This window comes from Pseudomonas sp. SJZ078, assembly GCF_007828255.1.
In the GTDB taxonomy this organism is placed as follows: domain Bacteria; phylum Pseudomonadota; class Gammaproteobacteria; order Pseudomonadales; family Pseudomonadaceae; genus Aquipseudomonas.
The window spans coordinates 49916-72670 of the sequence record NZ_VIUG01000012.1 but is presented as its reverse complement, the minus strand read 5'-3'; the positions used below and the strand labels follow the sequence as shown (position 1 = coordinate 72670).

General features: G+C 59.3%; 19 protein-coding genes. All 19 read left to right on the top strand.

Features of this window, described 5'->3' with window-relative positions:
- Window positions 1-8: 8 nt before the first annotated feature.
- The 19 genes from FBY02_RS13410 (at window position 9) to fliG (ending at window position 22753) form a co-directional block, all read left to right on the top strand.
- On the top strand, window positions 9-1796 hold the full coding sequence (locus FBY02_RS13410; RefSeq protein ID WP_144928286.1) for a thiamine pyrophosphate-binding protein: 1788 nt from the start codon (window positions 9-11) through the stop codon (window positions 1794-1796).
- Between the two features lies 1 nt (window position 1797).
- Window positions 1798-2559 carry a TylF/MycF/NovP-related O-methyltransferase gene (locus FBY02_RS13405; RefSeq protein ID WP_144928284.1) on the top strand — a complete coding sequence of 254 codons (762 nt, stop codon included), beginning with the start codon at window positions 1798-1800 and terminating at the stop codon, window positions 2557-2559.
- Window positions 2552-3616, top strand: a complete 1065-nt coding sequence (locus tag FBY02_RS13400) for an FkbM family methyltransferase (protein WP_144928283.1) — start codon at window positions 2552-2554, stop codon at window positions 3614-3616. Before FBY02_RS13405 ends, FBY02_RS13400 begins: the two co-directional genes overlap by 8 nt.
- Window positions 3613-4245: a class I SAM-dependent methyltransferase gene (locus FBY02_RS13395; protein WP_144928281.1), complete on the top strand. Its 633-nt coding sequence runs from the start codon at window positions 3613-3615 to the stop codon at window positions 4243-4245. Before FBY02_RS13400 ends, FBY02_RS13395 begins: the two co-directional genes overlap by 4 nt.
- A 38-nt stretch (window positions 4246-4283) precedes the next feature.
- On the top strand, window positions 4284-5201 hold the full coding sequence (locus FBY02_RS13390; protein WP_178115362.1) for a nucleoside-diphosphate sugar epimerase/dehydratase: 918 nt from the start codon (window positions 4284-4286) through the stop codon (window positions 5199-5201).
- Between the two features lie 89 nt (window positions 5202-5290).
- Window positions 5291-8800, top strand: a complete 3510-nt coding sequence (locus FBY02_RS13385) for a glycosyltransferase (RefSeq protein ID WP_178115363.1) — start codon at window positions 5291-5293, stop codon at window positions 8798-8800.
- Between the two features lie 2 nt (window positions 8801-8802).
- A complete protein-coding gene (locus FBY02_RS13380) occupies window positions 8803-9846 on the top strand; it encodes an NAD(P)-dependent oxidoreductase (RefSeq protein WP_144928276.1) in 1044 nt (347 codons plus the stop codon).
- Window positions 9847-10084: 238 nt separating this feature from the next.
- Window positions 10085-11011 carry a ketoacyl-ACP synthase III gene (locus FBY02_RS13375; RefSeq protein WP_178115364.1) on the top strand — a complete coding sequence of 309 codons (927 nt, stop codon included), beginning with the start codon at window positions 10085-10087 and terminating at the stop codon, window positions 11009-11011.
- 332 nt (window positions 11012-11343) lie between these two features.
- The gene (locus tag FBY02_RS13365) at window positions 11344-12192 is read left to right on the top strand and encodes a flagellin domain-containing protein (RefSeq protein WP_144928270.1); all 849 of its coding nucleotides are present in this window, start codon (window positions 11344-11346) and stop codon (window positions 12190-12192) included.
- 72 nt (window positions 12193-12264) lie between these two features.
- Window positions 12265-12630, top strand: a complete 366-nt coding sequence (locus FBY02_RS13360) for a flagellar protein FlaG (protein WP_041020336.1) — start codon at window positions 12265-12267, stop codon at window positions 12628-12630.
- Window positions 12631-12712: 82 nt separating this feature from the next.
- Complete coding sequence (gene fliD / locus FBY02_RS13355) at window positions 12713-14143, top strand: flagellar filament capping protein FliD (protein ID WP_144928268.1); 1431 nt, start codon at window positions 12713-12715, stop codon at window positions 14141-14143.
- A 131-nt stretch (window positions 14144-14274) separates the two neighbouring features.
- On the top strand, window positions 14275-14670 hold the full coding sequence (gene fliS / locus FBY02_RS13350; protein ID WP_144928266.1) for a flagellar export chaperone FliS: 396 nt from the start codon (window positions 14275-14277) through the stop codon (window positions 14668-14670).
- 12 nt (window positions 14671-14682) lie between these two features.
- Window positions 14683-14979, top strand: coding sequence for a flagellar protein FliT (locus FBY02_RS13345; protein ID WP_144928264.1), 297 nt, complete (start codon window positions 14683-14685; stop codon window positions 14977-14979).
- 169 nt (window positions 14980-15148) lie between these two features.
- Complete coding sequence (locus FBY02_RS13340) at window positions 15149-16624, top strand: sigma-54 dependent transcriptional regulator (RefSeq protein WP_047701651.1); 1476 nt, start codon at window positions 15149-15151, stop codon at window positions 16622-16624.
- Window positions 16625-16813: 189 nt separating this feature from the next.
- Entirely contained in the window at window positions 16814-18004 is a 1191-nt protein-coding gene (locus tag FBY02_RS13335; RefSeq protein ID WP_178111894.1) for a PAS domain-containing sensor histidine kinase, read from the top strand.
- Window positions 18005-18009: 5 nt separating this feature from the next.
- Window positions 18010-19389: a sigma-54 dependent transcriptional regulator gene (locus tag FBY02_RS13330; protein ID WP_144928259.1), complete on the top strand. Its 1380-nt coding sequence runs from the start codon at window positions 18010-18012 to the stop codon at window positions 19387-19389.
- Window positions 19390-19614: 225 nt separating this feature from the next.
- The gene (gene fliE / locus FBY02_RS13325; RefSeq protein ID WP_041020343.1) at window positions 19615-19941 is read left to right on the top strand and encodes a flagellar hook-basal body complex protein FliE; all 327 of its coding nucleotides are present in this window, start codon (window positions 19615-19617) and stop codon (window positions 19939-19941) included.
- Between the two features lie 15 nt (window positions 19942-19956).
- Window positions 19957-21741, top strand: coding sequence for a flagellar basal-body MS-ring/collar protein FliF (fliF, locus tag FBY02_RS13320; protein ID WP_144928257.1), 1785 nt, complete (start codon window positions 19957-19959; stop codon window positions 21739-21741).
- Window positions 21734-22753 carry a flagellar motor switch protein FliG gene (gene fliG / locus FBY02_RS13315; protein WP_053154943.1) on the top strand — a complete coding sequence of 340 codons (1020 nt, stop codon included), beginning with the start codon at window positions 21734-21736 and terminating at the stop codon, window positions 22751-22753. Before fliF ends, fliG begins: the two co-directional genes overlap by 8 nt.
- Window positions 22754-22755 lie beyond the last annotated feature (2 nt).

Sequence of the window (22755 nt, the reverse complement as noted above, 5' to 3'; positions counted from 1 at the left end):
GTACCAAAATGCGTGTAGCTGACTACATCATGAACCGACTGGCGGAACTGGGCATCAAGCAGGTGTACTTCCTGCCAGGTGGCGGCGCCATGCATTTGAACGACGCCTTGGGACGTCATCCCGACCTCGAGCCGATCCTGTGCCTGCATGAACAAGCGGCCGGCATTGCTGCCGAAGCGGCCGGTAAGCTCACCGGCGGGCCAAGTGCTTGCATGACCACCTGCGGGCCGGGCGCCACCAACGCCGTGACGGCGACCCTGGGCGCCTGGCTTGATTCCACTCCGGTGTTCTTTATTTCCGGGCAGGTGAAGACGGCTGACCTCAAGGCAGGGACCGGCTTGCGGATGCTCGGCGTGCAAGAGGCCGACATCGTCTCCATCGTGTCGTCGATCACCAAGAAAGCGGTGACCCTGACCGATCCGCTGGCAGTCGCCGAGGTGTTCGATGAGCTGGAGCATGCCGCTCTGACCGGACGTCGTGGCCCGGTGTGGCTGGACGTACCGCTGGATGTCCAAGCGGTGCAGATCGATCCAACGCAGCTGCGCCGTGCCCAGTTGCCGCCGGTGGCCGCAGCCGTCGATGTCAGCGAGTCGGTGAGCCGCACCCTGGAATTGCTCAAGGCCGCCAAGCGTCCGGGCATTATTGCCGGTAGCGGTATTCGCATGGCCGGTGCTGTCGAAGCTTTCAATGCACTGATGGAATCGGCGGGCGTCCCCGTCATGCCGACGTGGCTGTCCATGGACCTGATCGAAGACGAGCATCCGCTGTTTGGCGGTCGCCCAGGTTCGATCGCGCCGCGTTGGGCCAACTTCACCCTGCAGAATTGTGACCTGCTGATTGTGTTGGGCTCACGCCTGGACATGGCGCTCACGGCCTACAACCATGCGCATTTCGCACCGTATGCCAAGAAAGTCGTGGTCGACATCGATCCGGCGGAAATCGCCAAGCTGCAGATGCCGGTCGAGGTCAAGGTCGTGGCTGACGTCAAGCCGTTCATCGAAGGCCTCGCTACGGCGGTCAAGGCCGCCGGGCTGCCTGATTACTCCGCCTGGCGGGCGCAGATCGCGGCCTGGCGCGAGCGCTATCCCCTGCTGCAACCCGAGCACGCCGACGACAGCGAAGGCGTGAGCATGTATCACTTTACCGATCGCCTGTCGGACCTGTTGAGCGAAGGCGATGTGATCGCTCCTGGCAGCTCCGGGTTCGCGTCCGAACTGTTCCTGCTCAACCTGCGCCTGAAGAAGGATCAACGTTGCTTCCATAACCGCGGCACCGGCTCGATGGGCTTCGGCGTGCCGTCGGCCATTGGTGCTTGCCTGGCATCCGGACGCAAACAGACGATCTGCGTCGAAGGCGACGGCGGCGTGCAACTGAACATCCAGGAGCTGGCCACGCTGGCCGCGCAGAACCTGCCGATCAAATGCTTTGTGATCAACAACCAGGGCTACGCCTCGATCCGCACCTCACAGAACATGCACTTCAAATTGCTGGTAGGGGCCGACGACACCAGTGGCCTGAAGCTCCCTGATTTGCAGCAATTGTCCGCAGCCTATGGCGTCGGCTACGCGCGCATCGAGGCCCACGAGGGGCTGGACGCGGCGCTGACCGAGGTGCTCGAGCGCAGCGGTCCGGTGATCTGCGAGGTGCTGGTGCAAATCGAGGAGGCGCGGGTACCACGGGTCATGACCCGCATCAATGAACAAGGCAAGCCGGAAACCGGCGCGCTGGAGGACCTCTATCCGTTCCTGCCGCGTGACGAATTCCACGCACAGATGGCGATCTCGGAGCGCAACTGACATGGCCTGGTTGAAGAGAAAATTGACCGGCCTGAGCTACCGCTATTTGCGCGGCACGGTTTCCTGGGCTCATGCCAAGTCGCCGGAAATCCGCCATGAGCGGCTGTTGCCGTATTCGAGCTATGCGCCGTGGTGCCAGGACCAGGCGTTCGAGCAGGCTCTGGGTTTGGTCGAGCGCAACACCCTGGTGGACAAGTACCGGTTGTTCGAACTCTGGTCCCTGGCCCGCCAACTCGATGACCTGGAAGGTGACTTCCTGGAAGTGGGGGTCTGGCGAGGCGGTTCGGGTTGTTTGTTGGCGTTGGCAAGCCAGCGGCCGGGTCGCAAGGTGTTTCTGGCCGATACGTTCACCGGTGTGGTGAAGGCCAGTCACCTGGATACCGGCTACAGCGGGGGGGAACACAGTGACACCGATATCCAGCGTGTCCAGGCACTGGCGGCACGCTGTGGTGTGACCGAGTGTGTACAGATCCTCGAAGGCATGTTCCCGGAGCACAATGCCGAGCATGTCAGCCAGCGGCTGGCCTTCCTGCACATCGACGTGGATGTCTATGAGTCGGCTCGCAGTGTCCTGGAATGGGCATTGCCGCGCCTGGCTCCCGGTGCTGTGGTGGTGTTCGACGATTACGGTTTCTATGGCTGTGAAGGCGTGACCCGGCTGGTCAACGAGTTCATGCAAGGCAATCGCGATTTCCGTTTTATCCACAACCTCAACGGTCATGCGGTGCTGGTCCGGGTGGCGTCGGGAGAGCACGATGTTTGAAGGTCAACGCTTTGAACATCTACTGGTCTATGGTGCCCGGCTGGCTGGACAGCGGGTCCAGGCTTATCTGGCAGAGCAGGGCATCGGCATCAGCGCGTTTCTGGATCGTGATGAATCCCTGGAACAAGTCGATGGAATCCCTGTAGCCAATGCCCGGGATTGGGCTCTCGGGCATGACCCAGCCAGTGCCTGTGTGATTATCGGCCTGTTCAATAATTACGTGGATGTCGGCGAAGTGGTCAGCCAACTGCAAGCGCTGGGCTATGGCCGGGTGATCAGTCTTGTGGAGTTCGTGCGGCACTTCCCCGAAGGACAGCCGTTTCGTTACTGGTTGGTAGACCCGCGTTATTACGAAACTCACGCTGAGCGGATCGCCAACCTGCGCGTGCATCTGGCTGATGAGACCAGTCGGCAATTGCTGGACCGGATCGTCGAGTTCCGCATTTCGGGTGACTATTCGCGGTTACCTTCGCCTTCGCCCCGGCAGTATTTCCCCGAGGATCTTCCGAGCTGGCCACAGCCGCTGCGTTTTGTCGATTGCGGGGCTTACACCGGCGACACCGTTCAGGAGATGCGCAGTGCGGGGCTGGTCTTCGAAGCCGTTGCCAGTTTCGAGCCGAACCTTGAGAACTACGCAGTGCTGGTGCCGAATCTGAATGACCTGCACGCGGTGAATTTTCCTTGTGGCGTTTCTGACGGCAACCGGCGTATTGGCTTCGACGGCGCCCTGGGAGCAGGTGGGCATCTGGTTGAGTCGGGTGGGGAAACAGTGACATGTGTACGCCTGGACGATGCGTTGCCAGGCTTTGCTCCGAACCTGATCAAAATGGACATCGAAGGCGAAGAGCCCGCGGCGTTGGAAGGCGCCAGGAACATGCTGAACCAATACCGGCCGAATCTGGCCATCAGCATTTATCACCGGGCGGAACATCTGTGGAGCATCTTCGAGCAATTGCAGGGCTATGGCTTGCCATACCGTTATTATCTGCGTTGCCATGCCCACAGCAGCTTTGACACCGTGTTGTACGCCGTAAACAGTCGTGAGGTTGGGCAATGAGCCAGGCAGAAAAATCGAGCTATTGGGATTCGTTCTACAGTAGTCGCAAAAGAGGTGCGCCGGCCTACCCGTCGCAATTCGCGGCGTTCGCCGTCAATGAATTGGCCGATGTCGACGGTGTGATCGAGTTCGGTTGCGGTAATGGCCGCGACAGCGAATTTTTCGCCGCCTGTGGCTTCGATCTGCTTGGGCTCGATGCGTCGGTGGAGGCCATTGAGCTGTGTCGTTCGCGCAGCGCTCACGAACATACACGCTATGTGCAATGCCTGGCCGGCGCCGCCAGGGACGAGATCAAGGGGTTTCTGGAGAACAAGCGCAAGGTGGCGGTGTATGCGCGGTTTTTCCTTCATGCGATCGATGAGAACGAGGCCGGCGCATTCCTGGATCTGCTCAGCGTGCTACTGCCTGCGCAAAGCCAGGTGTTTTTCGAATACCGCACGACCGACGATGCCGAACAGGAAAAGATCTTTGGCACCGACCACTACCGGCGTTATGTGGATCATCGGGCGATGGTGGCGGACATCGAGCGCGCCGGCTTCCATGTGACGTACCAGATCGAAGGCCGCGGCCTGGCGAAGTTTCGTGACGAAGATGCCAAGGTCGGCCGCTGCGTCGCACTGAAAAAATAGCATCGTTGAGGCGCATGGGCGCATCCGGGGAAGGCATCATGGATCTGCAAGGTAAGAAACTCATTTTGTTCGGTGCGGGCAAGAGTGGCGGGCTGTTCATCGAACAGAACCGAGATCTGGATATTCTGGCAATTGTCGACAATGATCCTCAGAAACAGGGGCAGGCATTTTTCGGTTATCCGGTAATTGCCGCCGATCAGATTGCCGCCAGTGGTTGCGATGCGATCGTCATCACCAGTGTCTGGTCGCAAAGCATCCTGGCCCAGCTCGAAACCCTGGGGCTGGGTGACATACCCACGATCATCCCCGGCAAGCGCGAGATGAAGGGCATGCGCGATGTGCATCCGTTCTCTCATCCGCCGACCAAATCCATCGCCGAAGCGTTGGTGGTGACCCTCGGCGCATTGACGGACGCCGCCGGTATCGATTTGTATCTGGATTTCGGCACGCTGTTGGGGGCGCTGCGCGAGGGTGACTTCATCGCCTGGGACGACGACATCGATTTTTCGGTCAACGATGTGCAGTTCGAGGCGCTGGTGGCGCTGGTGCGTAGCAATAAACAGCATCTGCCGCAGCGTGATGGGGTAGTGTGGAATATCGAATTGATCGCCACCCACGGTTTTGATTTCGCCATTCGGATCACCTGTGACAATGCCGTAGGGGCCGACGAGATTATCCCGTTCGAAACCGACATTGCCCGGCGCGTGCGCCGCGACGGTTCGGCGGTAGTGATCGGTGCCATGCCCGAATGGTTCTGCCCGCAAGTGCATTTCGACGGCTTCGATGCCATTCAGCTGTTCGGTGCTTCGTTGAAAGCTCCCAACGACGCCTTCGGCTACCTGGATTTTGTCTATGGCGACTGGCGCGTGCCGAAAAAGGACATGTCGTTTGCCGATTACAACCATTCCGGTGAAGTGGTGTTCGAGCATTACGATAATTCGATCAGACAGCTCTGATCGGATCCCTCGCCACTGGGAGGGGACACATCGGGTTTCAGGTTATGACTTGTGGTTTTCATGTGGCTTCAGAACGTCAGGAGCGTTTGATGCATCGTTCGTTATTTGCCGGAAGGCCGAGCCCTTATTACATCATGTCGCCGGATTACCGGCGTAACTCGGCTGGCATTCGTGTCCTGCACATGCTCTGCGACGCATTGATTCGTTCCGGGTATGAGGCCTACATTTCTTCGGCGGTCCTGAACCCTCGCCTAATGACGCCGCGTCTGACCAACGATGTCACTGCTCTGCACAAGGCGCAGAAAGTCGAGCCGATCGTCATCTATCCCGAAGTCGTGGATGGCAACCCCATGGGCGGTAACGTGGTCGTACGTTACCTGCTCAATCAGCCCGGTTTTCTTCGGGCCGTCAGCCCCTACGATGAAAGCGATATCCTGTTTTCCTATACCCGTGAGTTGCTGCAGCCGGGTATGGCACAAGATCGCGTGTTGTACATGCCGGCTGTCGACGTCAGCATCTTCTGTCCACCGGCGGACCAGGCCCAGCGTATTCCAGGCAAGATCTGTTATTACCAGGGCCGGCAGGGCACGGCGCTTATCGACCCTGCGTTGCTGGGCCCGGATTCGATAGAGATTACCCCGGCGAGCCCGGGCTCCTGGGAGGAGTTGGCGGCGGTTTTCCAGCAGTGTGAATTTTTCTATTGTTCGGAACCCTCGGGACTGGCCGCCGAGGCGGCGCTGTGCGGCTGTGTGGCGGTGGTGATCCCCAGCCAGTATGCCCCCCGACCGCTGTCCAATCATGAAAACAACAGCTACGGCGTAGCCTGGGGCAACACACCGCAGGCCATCGAAACGGCGCGCCAGACACTGCCGCTGTTGCGACAGAGTCTGTTGCGACACCAGGAAAACTTTTGGGCTTCGCTCGATCATTTCATCGAGGTTACCCAGGACGCCGTGGTGGCCTACGCCCAGCGTCCCGACAAAAGCCAGGACGCTCATTGGTTGTCTTCCCGCCAGCCAAACGCGGTGCAGCGACTGTTGATCGATGATCACCTGAAGCGCAGCCAGGTGCCGGTTCTCGGAGTGGTCATCCTGGATCCGGATGGTGCGCTCCAGCGTTTGAACGATACCCTCGAAAGCCTGGCGCAACATGAAGGCCTCCCCGCAACATTGCAGCCGGTAGTATTGACCGCTGCCGACATTCCCTGCGACGACAAGCGGGTTTTCCGGCTCGACTCGCTCGACACGGTCGCCACCTTGAACCGAGTGATCAACGAACAGGTCTTTGATGTGTTCATCATTGTCCGGGCCGGTGAAACTCTCACTGCCGGTGGCCTGCTCAGTGCGGTGCTGGAGCTGACCGCCACGCCCGATTGCCGGGCGATCTGCGCCGACGAGGTCATGCGCTTCGAGGATGGCAACCTGAAGCTGGCGCTGCGTCCGGATATCAACCTTGACTTGCTGCTCAGTTTCCCAGCCTCGATGGCGAGGCATTGGCTGTTGCGTCGCGATGTCTGGCAGGCAATGGGAGGCTTTGCGACCGAGTTTCCTGCGGCCTTCGAGCTCGAATACATTCTGCGAATGATCGAAACGGCCGGGTTTGAAGGCTTGGGACACATGAGCGAGCCGCTGGTCGTCGGCGACGTACTGTTGCTTGAGGACAATCCTCAGGAGAGGGCAGTCATCGAGCGCCATTTACGCACTCGTGGATTTACGGCGCCGCAGGTCAACTCCAGGCTACCAGGGCGCTATGAGGTGGATTACGGTCATGCGGTCGCGCCTGCGGTCAGCATTCTGATCCTGGTGGACGGGCAACTGACGTATGTACAGCGTTGCGTGGATAGCCTGCTGGAGAACACCGGCTACGGAAATTACGAGTTGTTGTTGTTGGATCGCGGCAATGAAGACATGGCGATGTGCAGCTGGTTGTCAGGCATCGAACAGTTGGGTGTCGGCCATCTGCGGGTGCTGCGATTCCCCGCCGGGCTTTCCCCCGAAGTGATTCGAAACCAGGCCGTGGATGAAGCGCGCGGTGAGTTCCTGCTGTTCCTGGATGGCGGCATCGGCGTGCTGACCGATGGTTGGCTGGAGCAGTTGCTCAACCATGCCATGCGTCCTGAAGTGGGGGGCGTCGGCGCCAAGCTGATTGCCGGCGATGGCACGGTTCGCCATGCCGGGCTGGTGCTGGGTTCAGGCGGGACGGTAGCCAGTCCTTTTGCGCGGATGCCCGGTGATGCGGATGGCTATATGCAACGCTTGCAAGTCGACCAGAACTACTCGGCGCTAAGCGGACAATGCCTGATGGTACGACAGGAATTGTTTGCCGCCGTGGGCGGTTTCGATGAGGAACTGGCACCCTGGGCGGATGTGGATCTGTGCCTGAAACTTCAGCAGGCCGGTTATCTGAACGTGTGGACGCCGCGAGTGAAGCTGTTGATCGGCGAATCCACGGCGGTCGAGGCGATGTCGGCACAACTGGACCGTCTCTATCAGCGCTGGCTGCCGACGTTGGCCCTGGATCGTGCCTACAACCCGAATTTCTCACTGGCGCCCGAGCGCGCGTTCCATGTCGGCGAGTCGTCGTTGTCCTGGCGTCCGTTGTCGACCTTTGCTTCGCTGCCTACGGTGCTGGCCCATGCGGCAGGAGAGCCCGACAGCGCACGGCATCGAATTGTCCAGCCGTTCAATGCCTTGTGTAAGGCGGGTATGTTGGACGGAGCACTGTCCAGCCAGACGCTATCAGTGATGGATATTGCGCGATACAAGCCTGACGTGGTCCTGTTCCAACAGTATGTGCGTACCGAGCAGTTGGAAACCCTTCGTCAGGTGAAGGCATTTACCCGTTGCTTCAAGGTCTTTGACCTGGATCTGTACCTGCCCAACCTGTCGGCCAAGAGTCCGCACTATCGACTTCTGCCGGCGGATGTACTCGGGGCTTTGCGCCGGGGGCTTTCGTACATGGATCGATTGGTGGTTTCCACCGATTTCATGGCCCAGGTTTTTGACGGTTTCAACGCAGACATCAGGATCGTGCCGACCCGGCTCGATCCCCGCGATTGGGAAGGTTTGCAAGGGGAGCGCCGTTGCGCGGATAAGCCACGAGTCGGCTGGGTCGGTGGTCTGCACAATGTCGGTGAGCTGGAAATGCTTGCCAATGTCATCAAGGAACTGGCCAACGAAGTCGACTGGGTGATATTGGGAACCTGTCCGGCACATCTGCGTCCTTTCATTCGTGAGCATCACGATGCGGTCGCGGTGGATGCATACCCGGCCAAACTGGCTTCGCTGAACCTCGATCTGGCCTTGGCGCCGCTTGAAGACAACCTGTTCAACCGTTGCAAGGGCAACGGCCGGCTGCTGGAGTTCGGGGCATGTGGCGTGCCTGTCATCTGTTCCGACATCGAAGCCTATCGCGGTGATTTGCCCGCTAAACGCGTGGAGAACCGCTTCGAGACGTGGGTCGATGCCATCCGTGCCCACGTTGAGGACCTTGATGCCGCGGCGGCGCTCGGCGATGTGTTGCAAGCGCGTATACGCCAGGACTGGATGCTCAATGGCATCGCATTGGCGGCGTGGCGCGACAGCTGGCTGGCCCATTGAACATGCGGGTGAGCCTCGGGTCGTCTGTCGTCGCTGCCGATATCCAGCGAGTCGCCTGCTATCTGGATCCTCGGGATCTGGTGGGCCAGCGCATTTTACTGACCGGCTGCACGGGGTACTTCGGTAAATGGTTGCTCGCCACGCTTGCCCATCTGAATCAGGGCGGCGCGGGCATTGAAGTAACAGCGGTGTCCCGCTCGCCGCAGGCGTTTCTATCCGAATATCCCGAGTATGTCGGTTCGGGTTGGATCGATTGGTTGCAGCATGATGTCCAGTCACCTCTGGATATTGCGCCGGGGGCACGGTTCGATCTGGTGATACATGCCGCTACCGACACCCTGGCAGGTGCCCAGGCCGACCCTCTGCGTCTCTACGACACCATCCTGGGCGGAGCCCGTCATATTCTTGATCTGGCGGTACGAACGGGGACCCGGCGCATTCTTTTTACCGGGACCGGGGCGCAGTACGGACCTCTTGAGTTTGGTCATCCGGTGACGGAAAGCAGCTCGTCGTCCTGCCCCAGCCATCTGGTTGGCAGCGCCTATGCCGAGGCCAAGCGTGCCCAGGAGACCCTGGCCGCCATTTACGCTCAAAAACACGGGCTGGAGATCGTCCTGGCCCGTTGTTTTGCTTTTTCCGGACCGGGAATAGCGCTGGATGCGCATTTCGCCATCGGTAACTTCGTGAGGGATGCCCTATGGAAGGACGAGCTGCTGCTTCACTCCAGTGGGCGCGCCGTGCGAAGTTACCTTCATGGTGCTGATCTGGCTGTCTGGTTGCTGACGTTGCTGGTCCGGGGTACCGCCTCCAATGTCTATAACGTCGGGTCTGACAAGGGGCTGACGATTGCTGAGCTGGCCTGCAAGGTCGTCGGCCGTATCGCACCAGGCAAACAGGTGAAGATTCTGGGGGGCGACGAGGCGACGCAGACACGTTCCTACTACGTACCCGACATTGAAAAAGCCCGGGGGCTGGGTCTTGATGATTGGACCTCACTGGACCAGTCCATTGACAGCATGGCCAGATGGATTCGGGAACATCACTGAAATTCCAGGTTTTCTCCCGTCTAAATCCGGGCTCATGAGGCCAGATAAATCATTTCATGAGTAAAACGGCGTGACGCATAGGTCATAAAGTGCATCTTCAATGTATTGTGTTCCCCGGACTGAAGGCGCGTTCAGCTCATCGAATGTCGTGTTCAGCTCCGCGGTTCAATCGTTATGACGCACCCCCGCCGCGTTTTGGGGTACATATTCAGTAGCTATTTATGATCGGGAAGCCATGATGATTGGCATAAAAAGCATAGCGAGTTACGTGCCGACCGCTGGTGTGGATAACTACGCTCAGGGTGCCAAGTTCGAGAAGGATGAAGAATTCATCCTCGGAAAGATCGGTTCGGCGTTCCTGCCGCGCAAAAGCGCCGACCAGGAAACCTCGGACCTGTGTGTTGAAGCGGTGAATGCGTTGTTCGCCAGCAATCCCGAGCTCAAGCGCGAATCGATCGATGCGCTGATCGTCGTCACTCAGAACGGTGACGAGGAAGGGTTGCCTCATACCGCCGCCATCGTGCAGGACAAGCTGGGCCTGCCGACCCATGTCGCGGCGTTCGACATCTCCTTGGGGTGCTCGGGATATGTATATGGCATTTATGCTCTGAAAGGCTTCATGGAAGCCGCAGGACTGAAGAATGGCCTGTTGGTCACGGCCGATCCCTATTCGAAAATCGTCGACCCGGAAGATCGCAACACCACCATGTTGTTTGGTGATGCCGCCACTGCAACCTGGATGGGCGAGGGGGCAATCTGGCAATTGGGCAAGGCCAAGTTCGGCACTGACGGTTCCGGTGCGCCGCACCTGAAGGTCAGTGATGGTGTGTTTTTCATGAACGGACGCCAGGTGTTCAACTTTGCCTTGTTGAAAGTGCCGGCCCACTTGCACGAATTGCTGAGCGAATCGTCACTGCAGCCCGATGACATCGACGCGTTCTGCATCCACCAGGGCAGCGCGGCGATTGTCGATGCCGTGGCGCGACGTTTTGAAGACAAACCTGAGAAATTCATCAAGGACATGGTGGAGACCGGAAATACTGTGTCCTCGAGTATTCCTCTACTGCTGGAAAAACATGCCCTGGATGCCAGCTGGAAGCGTGTGGCTATCAGCGGTTTCGGTGTTGGCCTGTCGTGGGGCTCAGCGATTCTCTATCGCGACTGAATTACCTGAGATGTGATGTGGGAGCGGGCTTGCCCGCGAAGGCGTTGGTACATTCAGCACATATACAAGCTGATCCACCGCTTTCGTGAGCAAGCCCGCTCCCACTTTTTTTGCCTGAAATTTACCAGCGCAGATTTCAGGCGCCATTTTTTGGGCCTTTTCCCTGGGCTAAGCCCTTGTTTTTCAAGGGGTGGCCACCTGCTAGTAAATTTTTTGAAAAAAGCCCTCAAGCAAGTTCCCAAGCCGACGATAACTATTACGAAGGTTCTCTAGGCCAACCCGGCGGTTGCCAAGGCCGGAAGCCGCAGTACCCAACCAACGAGGAATTCGTCATGGCTTTAACAGTAAACACCAACGTCACATCCTTGGGCGTACAGAAGAACCTGAACAAGGCTTCCGATGCGCTGTCCACCTCGATGACCCGTCTGTCTTCCGGCCTGAAAATCAACAGCGCCAAAGACGACGCCGCCGGCCTGCAGATCGCTACCCGCATCAACTCGCAGATCCGTGGTCAGACCATGGCGATCAAAAACGCCAACGACGGTATCTCCATCGCTCAGACCGCTGAAGGCGCGATGCAGGAACAAACCAACATCCTGCAACGTATGCGTGAACTGGCCGTCCAGTCCCGCAACGACAGCAACAGCTCGACTGACCGTGACGCTCTGAACAAAGAGTTCACCCAGATGAGCGCCGAGCTGACTCGTATCGCCAACAGCACCAACCTGAACGGCAAGAACCTGCTCGACGGTACCGCCAGCACCATGACCTTCCAGGTCGGCTCCAACACTGGCACCTCGAACCAGATCACCTTGACCCTGAGCGCCAGCTTCGACGCTGACACCCTGGGCGTCGGTTCGGCAATCACCATCGCCGGTTCGACCAGTGCCATTGCTGAAACCAACTTCTCGGCTGCTGTTGTTGCAATCGACGCTGCACTGGCAACGATCAACTCCTCGCGTGCTGACCTCGGTGCTGCACAAAACCGTTTCACCAGCACCATCGCCAACTTGAACAACATCAACGAAAACGCCAGTGCTGCACTGGGTCGTGTACAAGACACCGACTTCGCTGCTGAAACTGCCCAGCTGACCAAGCAGCAGACTCTGCAACAGGCTTCCACTTCGGTTCTGGCCCAGGCCAACCAACTGCCATCCGCTGTACTGAAGCTGCTTCAGTAATAGCCGGATGAGTTTTAGCGGGGGAGTGCGCTTGCGTACTCTCTCGCTTTTTCCGTTCAAGAGGTGATGGACATGGATATGAGCGTGAAGCTGAACTTGTCTTATCCAGCGGCGAAGCCGGCACCCACCGTGGTCGACAAGCCAGTGGAGAAGCCTCGAGCCGACGCGTTGGTTGTGGCGCCGGTAAAGGAAGCCCCTAAAGACGCTGCTGCCGAGCAGGAAAAACTCAAGAAAGCTGTCCAGGAGATCGAGAAGTTCGTTCAATCGGTCAAGCGCAACCTGGAGTTTTCCATTGATGAGCCTTCAGGCAAAGTAGTAGTCAAAGTGATTGCCAGCGATTCAGGTGAAGTGATTCGCCAGATCCCGAACGAAGAAGTTCTGAAACTGGCCAACAGTTTGAATGATGCAAACAGCCTGTTGTTCAGCGCAGAAGCCTGACAACTGGCACGAATTTTGTTGCTATGTTCTTTTGGGCGTTGTAGTGGTCAAAAGGCCGGCGACATACTGAAGGGAGTTTCACATGGCAAGTCCAATTCTACCTGGCTTGGGTCTCGGCTCCGGCCTGGATACAACAGCCATCGTCAAAGTCCTCGTGGACTCTGACAAGGCGGCCAAGCAAGGCCAGATTACTCGCGCGACGACGGCCAACACCAACAGCATTTCCGGGGTAGGCACCCTGAAGTCCCTGCTGGCATCCTTCAAGGCCGCCATGACGTCTCTGTCCAGCACAACCACGCCGCAATTTGCCGGTTTTGCTGCGACATCTTCCGCAACCAGCTATGTTACCGCCACTGCCAGCAATACGGCTGTCGCCGGCAACTACACCGTCAAAGTCGATAACATCGCCACGTCGTCCAAGGTCACCAGCGCGGCTTTCGCCGACGGTACCACCAGTGCCATTCCCACTGGCACGTTGACCATCGCGCAGAACGGGGTCAACTACAATCTCAATGTGGCAAGCGGGGCTACCCTGCAATCGGTTCGCGACTCGATCAACGCCGATACATCGCTGAAGACCGCGGGCATCAGCGCCAACATCGTGACCGACTCTTTCGGTTCGCGCCTGGTGCTGGGTTCAAGCACGACCGGTGCGGGCTCCGATATTTCGGTCAGCGGTATTGCCGGGCTGGAGATCGACGGGACCAATGTCGTGGGGGCGGGCGGTGCTGCCTTGACGGCGACTTCGGCCGGAGCCATCGGTGCCATCGCGACCGATGCCAAGTTCTCCATTGACGGCATGGCGCTGACCAGCAAGAGCAACACAGTCGACAAGGCAATTTCGGGATTGACCTTGAACCTGGTTGCCGGTGGAACGAATGCCACTTCAACCGTGACCGTCGCGCCCAATAACGACGGTCTGAAAGCTTCGATCCAGAAATTCGTCGACGCCTATAACGCAATCGCGACCAACATCACTGCGCTGACCAAGCCGTCGCTCGACGCTGATGGCAACCCTACCGTTGCGGCAAAAATGACCGGCGACGCGCTGCCTCGTTCTATCCTGGCAACGATTCGGGGTCCGTTGTCTGAAACCGGGGCAGGTGACAAGCTTACGGTACTGGCCCAGTTGGGTATCACCACCAATCAGACGACCGGTGCCTTGGACTTCAACACCACCAAGTTCAACACGGCGATGAACGACAAGAAGCTCAGTGGTGAAGTCCAGACGATGTTTACCGGCACCAATGGTTTGCTGGAGCGCATGACCAATGCCATCGACCCCTATACGAAGACCGGCGGGATCCTTGATCAGCGGACCACGGCGCTGAACAAGACCCAGACCCGCTTGACGAACGATCAGGCCGCGCTTGACCGCCGGGTAGAAACCCTGACCGCCGTATTGACCAAGAAGTACAACGACATGGATGCCTTGGTGGGCAAGCTGAAAGCCACCGCCAGCAATATTACCTCCATGTTTGAGGCCATCTCGGCGCAGCAGAAGAACAGCTGATTCCGAGTGACACAAGAAAGCCCGGTTGCGTCCATGACGCTCCGGGCTTTCGGCTTTTTCGACCTAAAGTTTTTTGACGCGGCGTCGATAAACTGTTTATACGAACCGAAGATTTTTTGATGAGGTAGAACATGAATCCGATGTTAGCCCTTCGCCAATACCAGAAAATTGGCGCCCAGGCGCAAACCTCTGAAGCAAGTCCCCATCGTCTGGTACAAATGTTGATGGAAGGCGGGCTGGATCGTATCGCCCAGGCAAGGGGCGCGATGGAGCGCAAGGACATCGCCAACAAGGGTATTCTGATCAGCAAGGCCATCGGCATCATTGGTGGCCTGCGCGAGGGGCTGGACATGGAGAACCAGGCGGAGTCGGTGGCCGAGCTGGATAACCTGTATGCCTACATGATCAAGCGTTTGACCGATGCGAATATCCAGACCGACCCGAAGATCCTTGACGAAGTCGCCGGTCTGCTGCGCACGGTCAAAGAAGGCTGGGATGGCATCGCCGCGCCTGGTCCGCAATTCTAAGGAGTACTCCCCATGAGTCTTGTCTTGCAGCGAATAGAACAAACCCGTGATGCGTTGGTCGATGCCCTGGCAGAGCGTAACTGGGAGGCGATCGGTCAATTGGACATGACGTGCCGTTCCTGCATGGAAGACGTCCTGAGGGAGTCAGAGCTGGACGAGGCGGCGTTGCGCAATAATCTTGAGGAGCTGCTGGGGGTCTACAAGCAGTTGCTGGAAGCGGCGACTGGGGAGCGCCAGGCGATAGTCGACGAGATGTCGCAAGTCCATCAAGCGCAAAACGCCGCAAAGGTATACCATCTGTTCGGTTAATGCTCAGTTAATCCGAACAAAGTGCGCCATAAATTTGACTGTGCACCGTTTTTTGACTTAACTAGTAGCTGTTTACAGATTTCAGGCGTCTACAGGCATGACAAGTCTGCAAGCGTCTAGCTTGCCCCCTAATTTCGGGCACTGAGTTGACTAGGGAAGTTGCTATTGCATGTGGCGTGAAACCAAAATTCTCCTGATCGATGACGACAGCGTCCGCCGCCGTGACCTGGCGGTGATTTTAAATTTTCTTGGCGAAGAAAATTTACCTTGCGGAAGCCATGACTGGCAGCAGGCTGTCGGCTCGCTGGCTTCCAGTCGTGAAGTCATTTGTGTCCTTATCGGGACCGTAAATGCCCCCGCAACTCTTTTGGGCTTGCTAAAGACACTCTCAACCTGGGATGAGTTCCTTCCGGTTTTGTTAATGGGCGAAAATTCTTCCCTTGACTTGCCTGAAGACCAGCGTCGCCGAGTGCTTTCCACGCTCGAAATGCCGCCCAGCTACAGCAAATTGCTCGATTCGCTGCATCGCGCCCAGGTTTACCGCGAAATGTACGATCAGGCCCGTGAGCGCGGCAGGCATCGCGAACCCAACCTTTTCCGTAGCCTCGTCGGCACCAGCCGGGCGATCCAGCACGTACGCCAGATGATGCAGCAGGTCGCCGATACGGACGCCAGTGTGCTGATCCTGGGTGAGTCGGGCACCGGCAAGGAAGTGGTTGCGCGCAACCTGCACTATCACTCCAAGCGTCGCGAAGCGCCATTCGTGCCGGTGAACTGCGGTGCGATTCCGGCCGAGTTGCTGGAAAGCGAGCTGTTCGGCCATGAGAAGGGCGCCTTTACCGGCGCGATCACCAGCCGGGCCGGGCGTTTCGAGCTGGCCAACGGTGGCACGCTGTTTCTTGACGAAATCGGTGACATGCCGTTGCCGATGCAGGTCAAGCTGCTGCGGGTCCTGCAGGAACGTACCTTCGAACGCGTGGGCAGCAACAAGACCCAGAGCGTCGACGTGCGGATCATCGCCGCGACCCACAAGAACCTCGAGAGCATGATCGAGGTCGGCAGTTTCCGCGAAGACCTCTACTACCGCCTCAACGTGTTCCCGATCGAGATGGCTCCGCTGCGTGAGCGCGTCGAGGACATTCCGCTGCTGATGAACGAGCTGATTTCGCGCATGGAGCACGAAAAGCGCGGTTCGATCCGCTTCAATTCGGCGGCGATCATGTCCCTGTGCCGTCATGGCTGGCCGGGCAACGTCCGTGAATTGGCCAACCTGGTGGAGCGCATGGCGATCATGCACCCCTATGGTGTGATCGGTGTGGCTGAACTGCCGAAGAAATTCCGCTACGTCGACGACGAAGACGAGCAAATGGTCGATACCCTGCGTAGCGATCTGGAAGAGCGCGTGGCGATCAACGGCCACACACCGGACTTCACCAGCAGTGCCTTGCTGCCGCCGGAAGGCCTTGATCTCAAGGATTACCTGGGTGGCCTGGAGCAGGGTCTTATCCAGCAGGCCCTGGACGACGCCAACGGTATCGTGGCTCGCGCAGCGGAACGCCTGCGCATCCGTCGCACCACCCTGGTGGAGAAGATGCGCAAGTACGGTATGAGTCGTCGTGAAGGCGATGAACAGGCGGATGATTGACGCCTGTCTCATGACCGCCTGATTTTTTGTGGCGAGGGGATAAATTCCCTCGCCACAAAGTCCCCCGCGACAGCTCGATTCATGTTTACCACCTTCCGGCACGGCTATTGCTAAAGCTCTCTCAACAGATCGTTTAACTGACGGTCAGCAAAGCGAGAGAGTTCGATGAGCCAAGCCGCCCACGTCCAGATGTCTCCTGTCCCTGAGTCGGGGCTCATGCCGTCCGCCGAGAAGGCAAGTCGCCCTGGGCTCGAGCAGGCGTTTTCGCTGTTCAACCAGATGTCCAGCCAGTTGACCGATTCCTACAGCCTGCTCGAAGCCCGGGTCACTGAGCTCAAGGGCGAGCTGGCGGTGGTCAGCGCTCAGCGCATGCAGGAGTTGGCGGAAAAAGAGCGCTTGGCCAACCGGCTACAGAACCTGCTCGACCTGTTGCCTGGTGGCGTCATTGTCATCGACGCCCATGGTTTTGTTCGCGAAGCCAACCCGGCGGCCTGCGAGCTGCTCGGGTTGCCGCTCGAGGGCGAGCTGTGGCGACACGTCATTGCGCGTTGCTTCGCCCCCCGTGAGGACGACGGTCATGAAGTGTCTCTCAAGGACGGCAGGCGCCTGTCTATCTCGACGCGTTCGCTGGACGCCGAACCCGGCCAGTTGGTGCTGCTCAACGACCTGACTGAAACCCGTCACCTGCAAGACCAGTTGGCCCGCCATGAACGCCTGTCGTCCCTGGGACGCATGGTGGCATCCCTGGCTCACCAGATCCGCACGCCGCTGTCCGCCGCGTTGCTGTACGCCAGTCACTTGACCGAGCAACAGTTGCCAATGGAAACCCAGCAGCGTTTCGCCGGGCGTCTGAAAGAGCGCCTGCATGAGCTCGAGCATCAAGTGCGGGACATGCTGGTGTTCGCCCGTGGCGAGCTGCCATTGACTGACCGGGTCACCCCGAAAGCCCTGTTGCAATCCCTGCAGGCCGCGGCATTGACTCATGTGCAGGGTCTGCCAATCCGTTGGCAGTGCGACAGCCATGCCGGGGAAGTCCTCTGCAACCGCGACACCTTGGTGGGGGCGGTGTTGAACCTCATCGAGAATGCCATCCAGGCCAGTGGCGAAGATGTGCGACTGAAGGTTCACCTGTATAGCCGAGACAACACCTTGCGCCTGTGTGTCAGCGACAATGGCGGCGGGATCGAGCCGGCAGTGCTGGCGCGTCTCGGCGAGCCGTTCTTTACCACCAAGACTACCGGGACCGGGCTCGGCCTGACCGTGGTCAAGGCTGTGGCCCGCGCTCATCAGGGAGAATTGCAACTGCGTTCAAGGCTGGGTCGTGGCACCTGTGCAATGGTGTTCCTGCCGCTGTTTTCCGGCGCGCCGGAGGTGGAGTGAAGTCGATGGCGATCAAGGTGTTGCTGGTTGAGGATGACCGGGCCCTGCGCGAAGCGTTGGCCGATACACTGGTGTTGGCCGGGCACGATTACACGGCGGTCGGTTCGGCGGAGGATGCACTGCTGGCCGTGGGCCAGGAAACCTTCAGCCTGGTGGTCAGCGATGTGAACATGCCCGGCATGGACGGCCATCAATTGCTGGGGCTGTTGCGTGCGCGCCAACCGCAGTTGCCGGTCTTGCTGATGACGGCCCATGGGGCGGTCGAGCGAGCGGTGGACGCCATGCGCCAGGGCGCTGCGGATTACCTGGTCAAGCCGTTCGAGCCCAAGGCGCTGCTCGATCTGGTGGCCCGCCATGCACTGGGCGTTCCTGCGGTCGAGGGGGAGGGGCCGGTGGCGCTCGAACCGGCCAGCGCCCAATTGCTCGAATTGGCCGCACGGGTGGCGCGCAGCGATTCCACGGTGTTGATTTCCGGTGAATCGGGCACCGGCAAGGAAGTGCTGGCGCGCTACATCCACCAGCAATCCCGTCGCGCCAATGAACCGTTCATTGCCATTAACTGCGCGGCGATTCCCGACAACATGCTCGAGGCGACGCTGTTCGGTCACGAAAAAGGCTCGTTTACCGGTGCCATTGCGGCCCAGGCGGGTAAGTTCGAGCAGGCCGACGGCGGCACCATCCTGCTCGATGAAATTTCCGAAATGCCCTTGGGCCTGCAAGCCAAGTTGTTGCGGGTCTTGCAGGAACGGGAAGTGGAGCGGGTGGGCGGGCGCAAGCCCATCAGCCTGGATATTCGCGTGGTGGCGACCACCAACCGGGATCTGGCCGGCGAGGTGGCGGCAGGCCGTTTTCGCGAGGACCTTTACTACCGCCTGTCGGTATTCCCTCTCGCCTGGCGTCCATTACGTGAGCGCACTGCCGATATCCTGCCACTGGCCGAGCGTCTGCTGGCCCGGCACGTCAATAAAATGAAGCATGCAGCGGCAAGGCTGTCGCCCGAGGCGAAGGCCTGTCTGATTGCCTATCCCTGGCCCGGAAACGTGCGGGAGCTGGATAACGCCATTCAGCGTGCATTGATCCTGCAGCAGGGTGGTTTGATCCAGCCGGAGGACTTCTGCCTGGCGGGCCCCGTGGCCTGCGCGCCACTGCCGACGCTGGTGCCGGTCCCGCCGAGGGTCGAGGTGGAAAGCGAGTCGGCCGGCGGGCTGGAAGACGACCTGCGTCGACGCGAATTCCAGATGATCATCGACACCCTGCGCGCCGAGCGCGGCCGTCGCAAGGAGGCGGCCGAGCGCCTGGGTATCAGCCCGCGCACCCTGCGCTACAAGCTGGCACAGATGCGTGACGCGGGGATGGATGTCGAGGCGTATCTGTTCGCCAGTTGAGTTGTTTGAACCGGAAATCCTTGTGGGGCGGGCTTGTTCGCGAAAGCGGCCTGTCAGTCGATATTGCGTCGTCTGAACCCCCTCCTTCGCGAGCAAGCCCGCTCCCACAAGAATCCGTGTGTGCATTTGTTTAACGTCGCCATGGAGCTGGCACCCTTGTTGCTAACACCTGTGTACCCATCGAGTAAGCGTCAAAAAAACGCGGGCCGCCAGAGAGAATAGACCATGAGCCAAGGTATTGAATTTAATCGGTTGATGCTGGACATGCGGGCCATGCAGATGGACGCCATGTCGCAGCCAAAATCGGTCGCGGTCCCCCAGGTGGGCGGCAGCAGTTTTTCCGACATGCTTGGCCAGGCCGTCAATAAAGTGAACGATACCCAGCAGGCGTCGAACCAATTAGCCAGTGCCTTTGAAATTGGCAAAAGTGGTGTCGACCTGACCGACGTAATGATTTCTTCGCAGAAAGCCACTGTCTCGTTCCAGGCGCTGACCCAGGTTCGCAACAAACTGGTCCAGGCCTATCAAGACATCATGCAGATGCCGGTCTAAGGAAACTATTGAGTCATGGCAGAAGCAGCCGTAGATAACGTTCCGGCCAAGGCCACCCCACCAGACGGCAAACCGCCGCTGTTCGGGTTGTCATTCCTGGAAAATCTCTCCGAGATGACCATGTTGCGTCAGGTGGGCCTGTTGGTCGGCCTGGCTGCCAGCGTGGCGATTGGTTTCGCCGTGGTGCTGTGGTCCCAGCAGCCAGACTACCGTCCCCTCTACGGCAGCCTGGCGGGTATGGACGCCAAGCAGGTCATGGAAACCCTGGCTTCCGCCGACATTCCCTATACCGTCGAACCGAATTCCGGCGCCTTGCTGGTCAAGGCCGACGACGTGGCCCGTGCGCGGCTGAAGCTGGCCGCCGCCGGCGTGACGCCGACCGATGGCAACATCGGTTTCGAAATCCTCGACAAGGACCAGGGCCTGGGTACCAGCCAGTTCATGGAAGCGACCCGTTATCGTCGCGGCCTGGAAGGCGAGCTGGCACGTACCATCTCCAGCCTGAATAACGTCAAGGGCGCCCGTGTGCACCTGGCGATTCCGAAAAGCTCGGTGTTCGTGCGCGACGAGCGCAAGCCAAGCGCGTCGGTCCTGGTTGAACTGTATCCGGGCCGCGCCCTGGAGCCAGGCCAGGTCGTTGCCATCGTCAATCTGGTGGCGACCAGCGTCCCCGAGTTGAGCAAGTCCCAGATCACCGTGGTCGACCAGAAAGGCACCTTGCTGTCCGATCAGGCGGAAAATTCCGAATTGACCATGGCCGGCAAGCAGTTCGATTACAGCCGCCGCATGGAAGGCATGCTGACCCAGCGTGTGCACAACATCCTGCAACCGATCCTGGGCAACGACCGCTACAAGGCCGAAGTTTCGGCAGACGTGGATTTCAGCGCGGTCGAGTCGACCTCCGAGCAGTTCAACCCCGATCAACCGGCGTTGCGCAGTGAGCAATCGGTGAACGAGCAGCGCACCGCCAGCAACGGCCCGCAAGGCGTGCCCGGCGCCCTGAGCAATCAGCCGCCGTCGCCGGCCAGCGCGCCGCAAACCACCGGGGGCGCTGCGGGCACCGCCGGCATGGTACAGCCAGGCCAGCCGCTGGTGGACGCCAACGGCCAGCAGATCATGGACCCGGCCACCGGCCAACCGATGCTGGCGCCATACCCGGCCGACAAGCGTCAACAATCGACCAAGAACTTCGAACTCGACCGCTCCATCAGCCACACCAAGCAGCAGCAGGGCCGCTTGACGCGCCTGTCGGTTGCGGTGGTGGTGGATGATCAGGTCAAGGTCAACCCGGCCAATGGTGAAACCAGCCGTGCGCCATGGAGCGCCGACGAATTGGCGCGCTTCACTCGCCTGGTCCAGGATGCCGTGGGTTTCGACGCCAGCCGTGGCGACAGCGTCAGCGTGATCAACGTGCCGTTCTCCTCGGAGCGTGGTGAAGTCATCGCCGATATTCCGTTTTATTCGCAACCCTGGTTCTGGGATGTGGTCAAGCAGGTATTGGGCGTAGTGTTCATCCTGGTGCTGGTATTCGGTGTGCTGCGTCCGGTGCTCAACAACATTACCAATGGTGGCAAGAACAAGCAGTTGGCTGGCTTGGGCGATGTAGAGCTGGGCGGCCTGGGCGGCCTGGATGGCGAATTGGCTAACGATCGCGTCAGCCTCGGCGGGCCGCAGAGCATTCTGCTGCCAAGCCCGAGCGAAGGCTATGACGCTCAGTTGAACGCCATCAAGAGTCTGGTGGCAGAAGATCCGGGTCGTGTGGCCCAGGTCGTGAAAGAGTGGATCAACGCAGATGAGTGATAATCGAGCCGCTGTTGCCAAATTGTCCCGGGTAGACAAAGCCGCGATTCTGCTGCTGTCCCTGGGCTCGACCGACGCTGCCCAGGTGCTGCGCCACATGGGACCCAAGGAGGTCCAGCGTGTGGGCGTGGCCATGGCCCAGATGGGGAATGTGCACCGCGAACAGGTCGAACAGGTGATGAGCGAGTTCGTCGACATCGTTGGCGATCAGACCAGCCTGGGCGTGGGTTCCGATGATTACGTGCGCAAGATGCTTACGCAGGCCCTGGGCGAGGACAAGGCCAATGGCCTGATCGACCGGATCCTGTTAGGTGGCAATACCAGCGGCCTGGACAGCCTCAAGTGGATGGAGCCGCGGGCGGTAGCCGACGTGATCCGTTACGAACACCCGCAGATCCAGGCAATCGTAGTGGCTTACCTCGACCCGGACCAGGCCGGTGAAGTGCTGGGCAACTTCGACCACAAGGCGCGCTTGGACATCATCTTGCGAGTGTCTTCGCTCAACACCGTGCAGCCGGCGGCCCTCAAAGAATTGAACCAGATTCTCGAGAAGCAGTTCTCGGGCAACTCCAATGCCTCGCGCACCACCCTGGGTGGTATCAAGCGCGCGGCGGACATCATGAACTTCCTCGACAGTTCGATCGAAGGTCAACTCATGGATTCGATCCGTGAGTTCGACGAAGACCTGTCCGGTCAGATCGAAGACCTCATGTTCGTGTTCAACAACCTGGCCGATGTCGACGACCGTGGCATTCAAGCCCTGTTGCGCGAAGTGTCCTCCGACGTGCTGGTCCTGGCTCTCAAGGGCTCGGACGAAGGCGTCAAGGAAAAGATCTTCAAGAACATGTCCAAACGGGCGGCCGAACTGTTGCGCGACGACCTCGAGGCCAAGGGCCCGGTACGTGTCAGCGACGTGGAAACCGCGCAGAAGGAAATCCTCACCATCGCCCGCCGCATGGCCGAAGCCGGAGAGATCGTGCTCGGTGGCAAGGGCGGCGAAGAGATGATCTAAGG

Excerpts from the sequence above, each read along its gene's own strand:
- FBY02_RS13405 (WP_144928284.1), top strand. The coding sequence starts at position 1,798 with ATGGCCTGGTTGAAGAGAAAATTGACCGGCCTGAGCTACCGCTATTTG.
- FBY02_RS13410 (WP_144928286.1), top strand. The coding sequence starts at position 9 with ATGCGTGTAGCTGACTACATCATGAACCGACTGGCGGAACTGGGCATC.
- FBY02_RS13360 (WP_041020336.1), top strand. The coding sequence starts at position 12,265 with ATGGATATGAGCGTGAAGCTGAACTTGTCTTATCCAGCGGCGAAGCCG.
- FBY02_RS13335 (WP_178111894.1), top strand. The coding sequence starts at position 16,814 with ATGTCTCCTGTCCCTGAGTCGGGGCTCATGCCGTCCGCCGAGAAGGCA.
- fliG (WP_053154943.1), top strand. The coding sequence starts at position 21,734 with ATGAGTGATAATCGAGCCGCTGTTGCCAAATTGTCCCGGGTAGACAAA.
- FBY02_RS13395 (WP_144928281.1), top strand. The coding sequence starts at position 3,613 with ATGAGCCAGGCAGAAAAATCGAGCTATTGGGATTCGTTCTACAGTAGT.
- fliD (WP_144928268.1), top strand. The coding sequence starts at position 12,713 with ATGGCAAGTCCAATTCTACCTGGCTTGGGTCTCGGCTCCGGCCTGGAT.
- fliE (WP_041020343.1), top strand. The coding sequence starts at position 19,615 with ATGAGCCAAGGTATTGAATTTAATCGGTTGATGCTGGACATGCGGGCC.
- FBY02_RS13365 (WP_144928270.1), top strand. The coding sequence starts at position 11,344 with ATGGCTTTAACAGTAAACACCAACGTCACATCCTTGGGCGTACAGAAG.
- fliF (WP_144928257.1), top strand. The coding sequence starts at position 19,957 with ATGGCAGAAGCAGCCGTAGATAACGTTCCGGCCAAGGCCACCCCACCA.
- FBY02_RS13390 (WP_178115362.1), top strand. The coding sequence starts at position 4,284 with ATGGATCTGCAAGGTAAGAAACTCATTTTGTTCGGTGCGGGCAAGAGT.
- FBY02_RS13400 (WP_144928283.1), top strand. The coding sequence starts at position 2,552 with ATGTTTGAAGGTCAACGCTTTGAACATCTACTGGTCTATGGTGCCCGG.
- FBY02_RS13330 (WP_144928259.1), top strand. The coding sequence starts at position 18,010 with ATGGCGATCAAGGTGTTGCTGGTTGAGGATGACCGGGCCCTGCGCGAA.
- FBY02_RS13375 (WP_178115364.1), top strand. The coding sequence starts at position 10,085 with ATGATTGGCATAAAAAGCATAGCGAGTTACGTGCCGACCGCTGGTGTG.
- FBY02_RS13340 (WP_047701651.1), top strand. The coding sequence starts at position 15,149 with ATGTGGCGTGAAACCAAAATTCTCCTGATCGATGACGACAGCGTCCGC.
- FBY02_RS13380 (WP_144928276.1), top strand. The coding sequence starts at position 8,803 with ATGCGGGTGAGCCTCGGGTCGTCTGTCGTCGCTGCCGATATCCAGCGA.
- FBY02_RS13345 (WP_144928264.1), top strand. The coding sequence starts at position 14,683 with ATGAGTCTTGTCTTGCAGCGAATAGAACAAACCCGTGATGCGTTGGTC.
- fliS (WP_144928266.1), top strand. The coding sequence starts at position 14,275 with ATGAATCCGATGTTAGCCCTTCGCCAATACCAGAAAATTGGCGCCCAG.
- FBY02_RS13385 (WP_178115363.1), top strand. The coding sequence starts at position 5,291 with ATGCATCGTTCGTTATTTGCCGGAAGGCCGAGCCCTTATTACATCATG.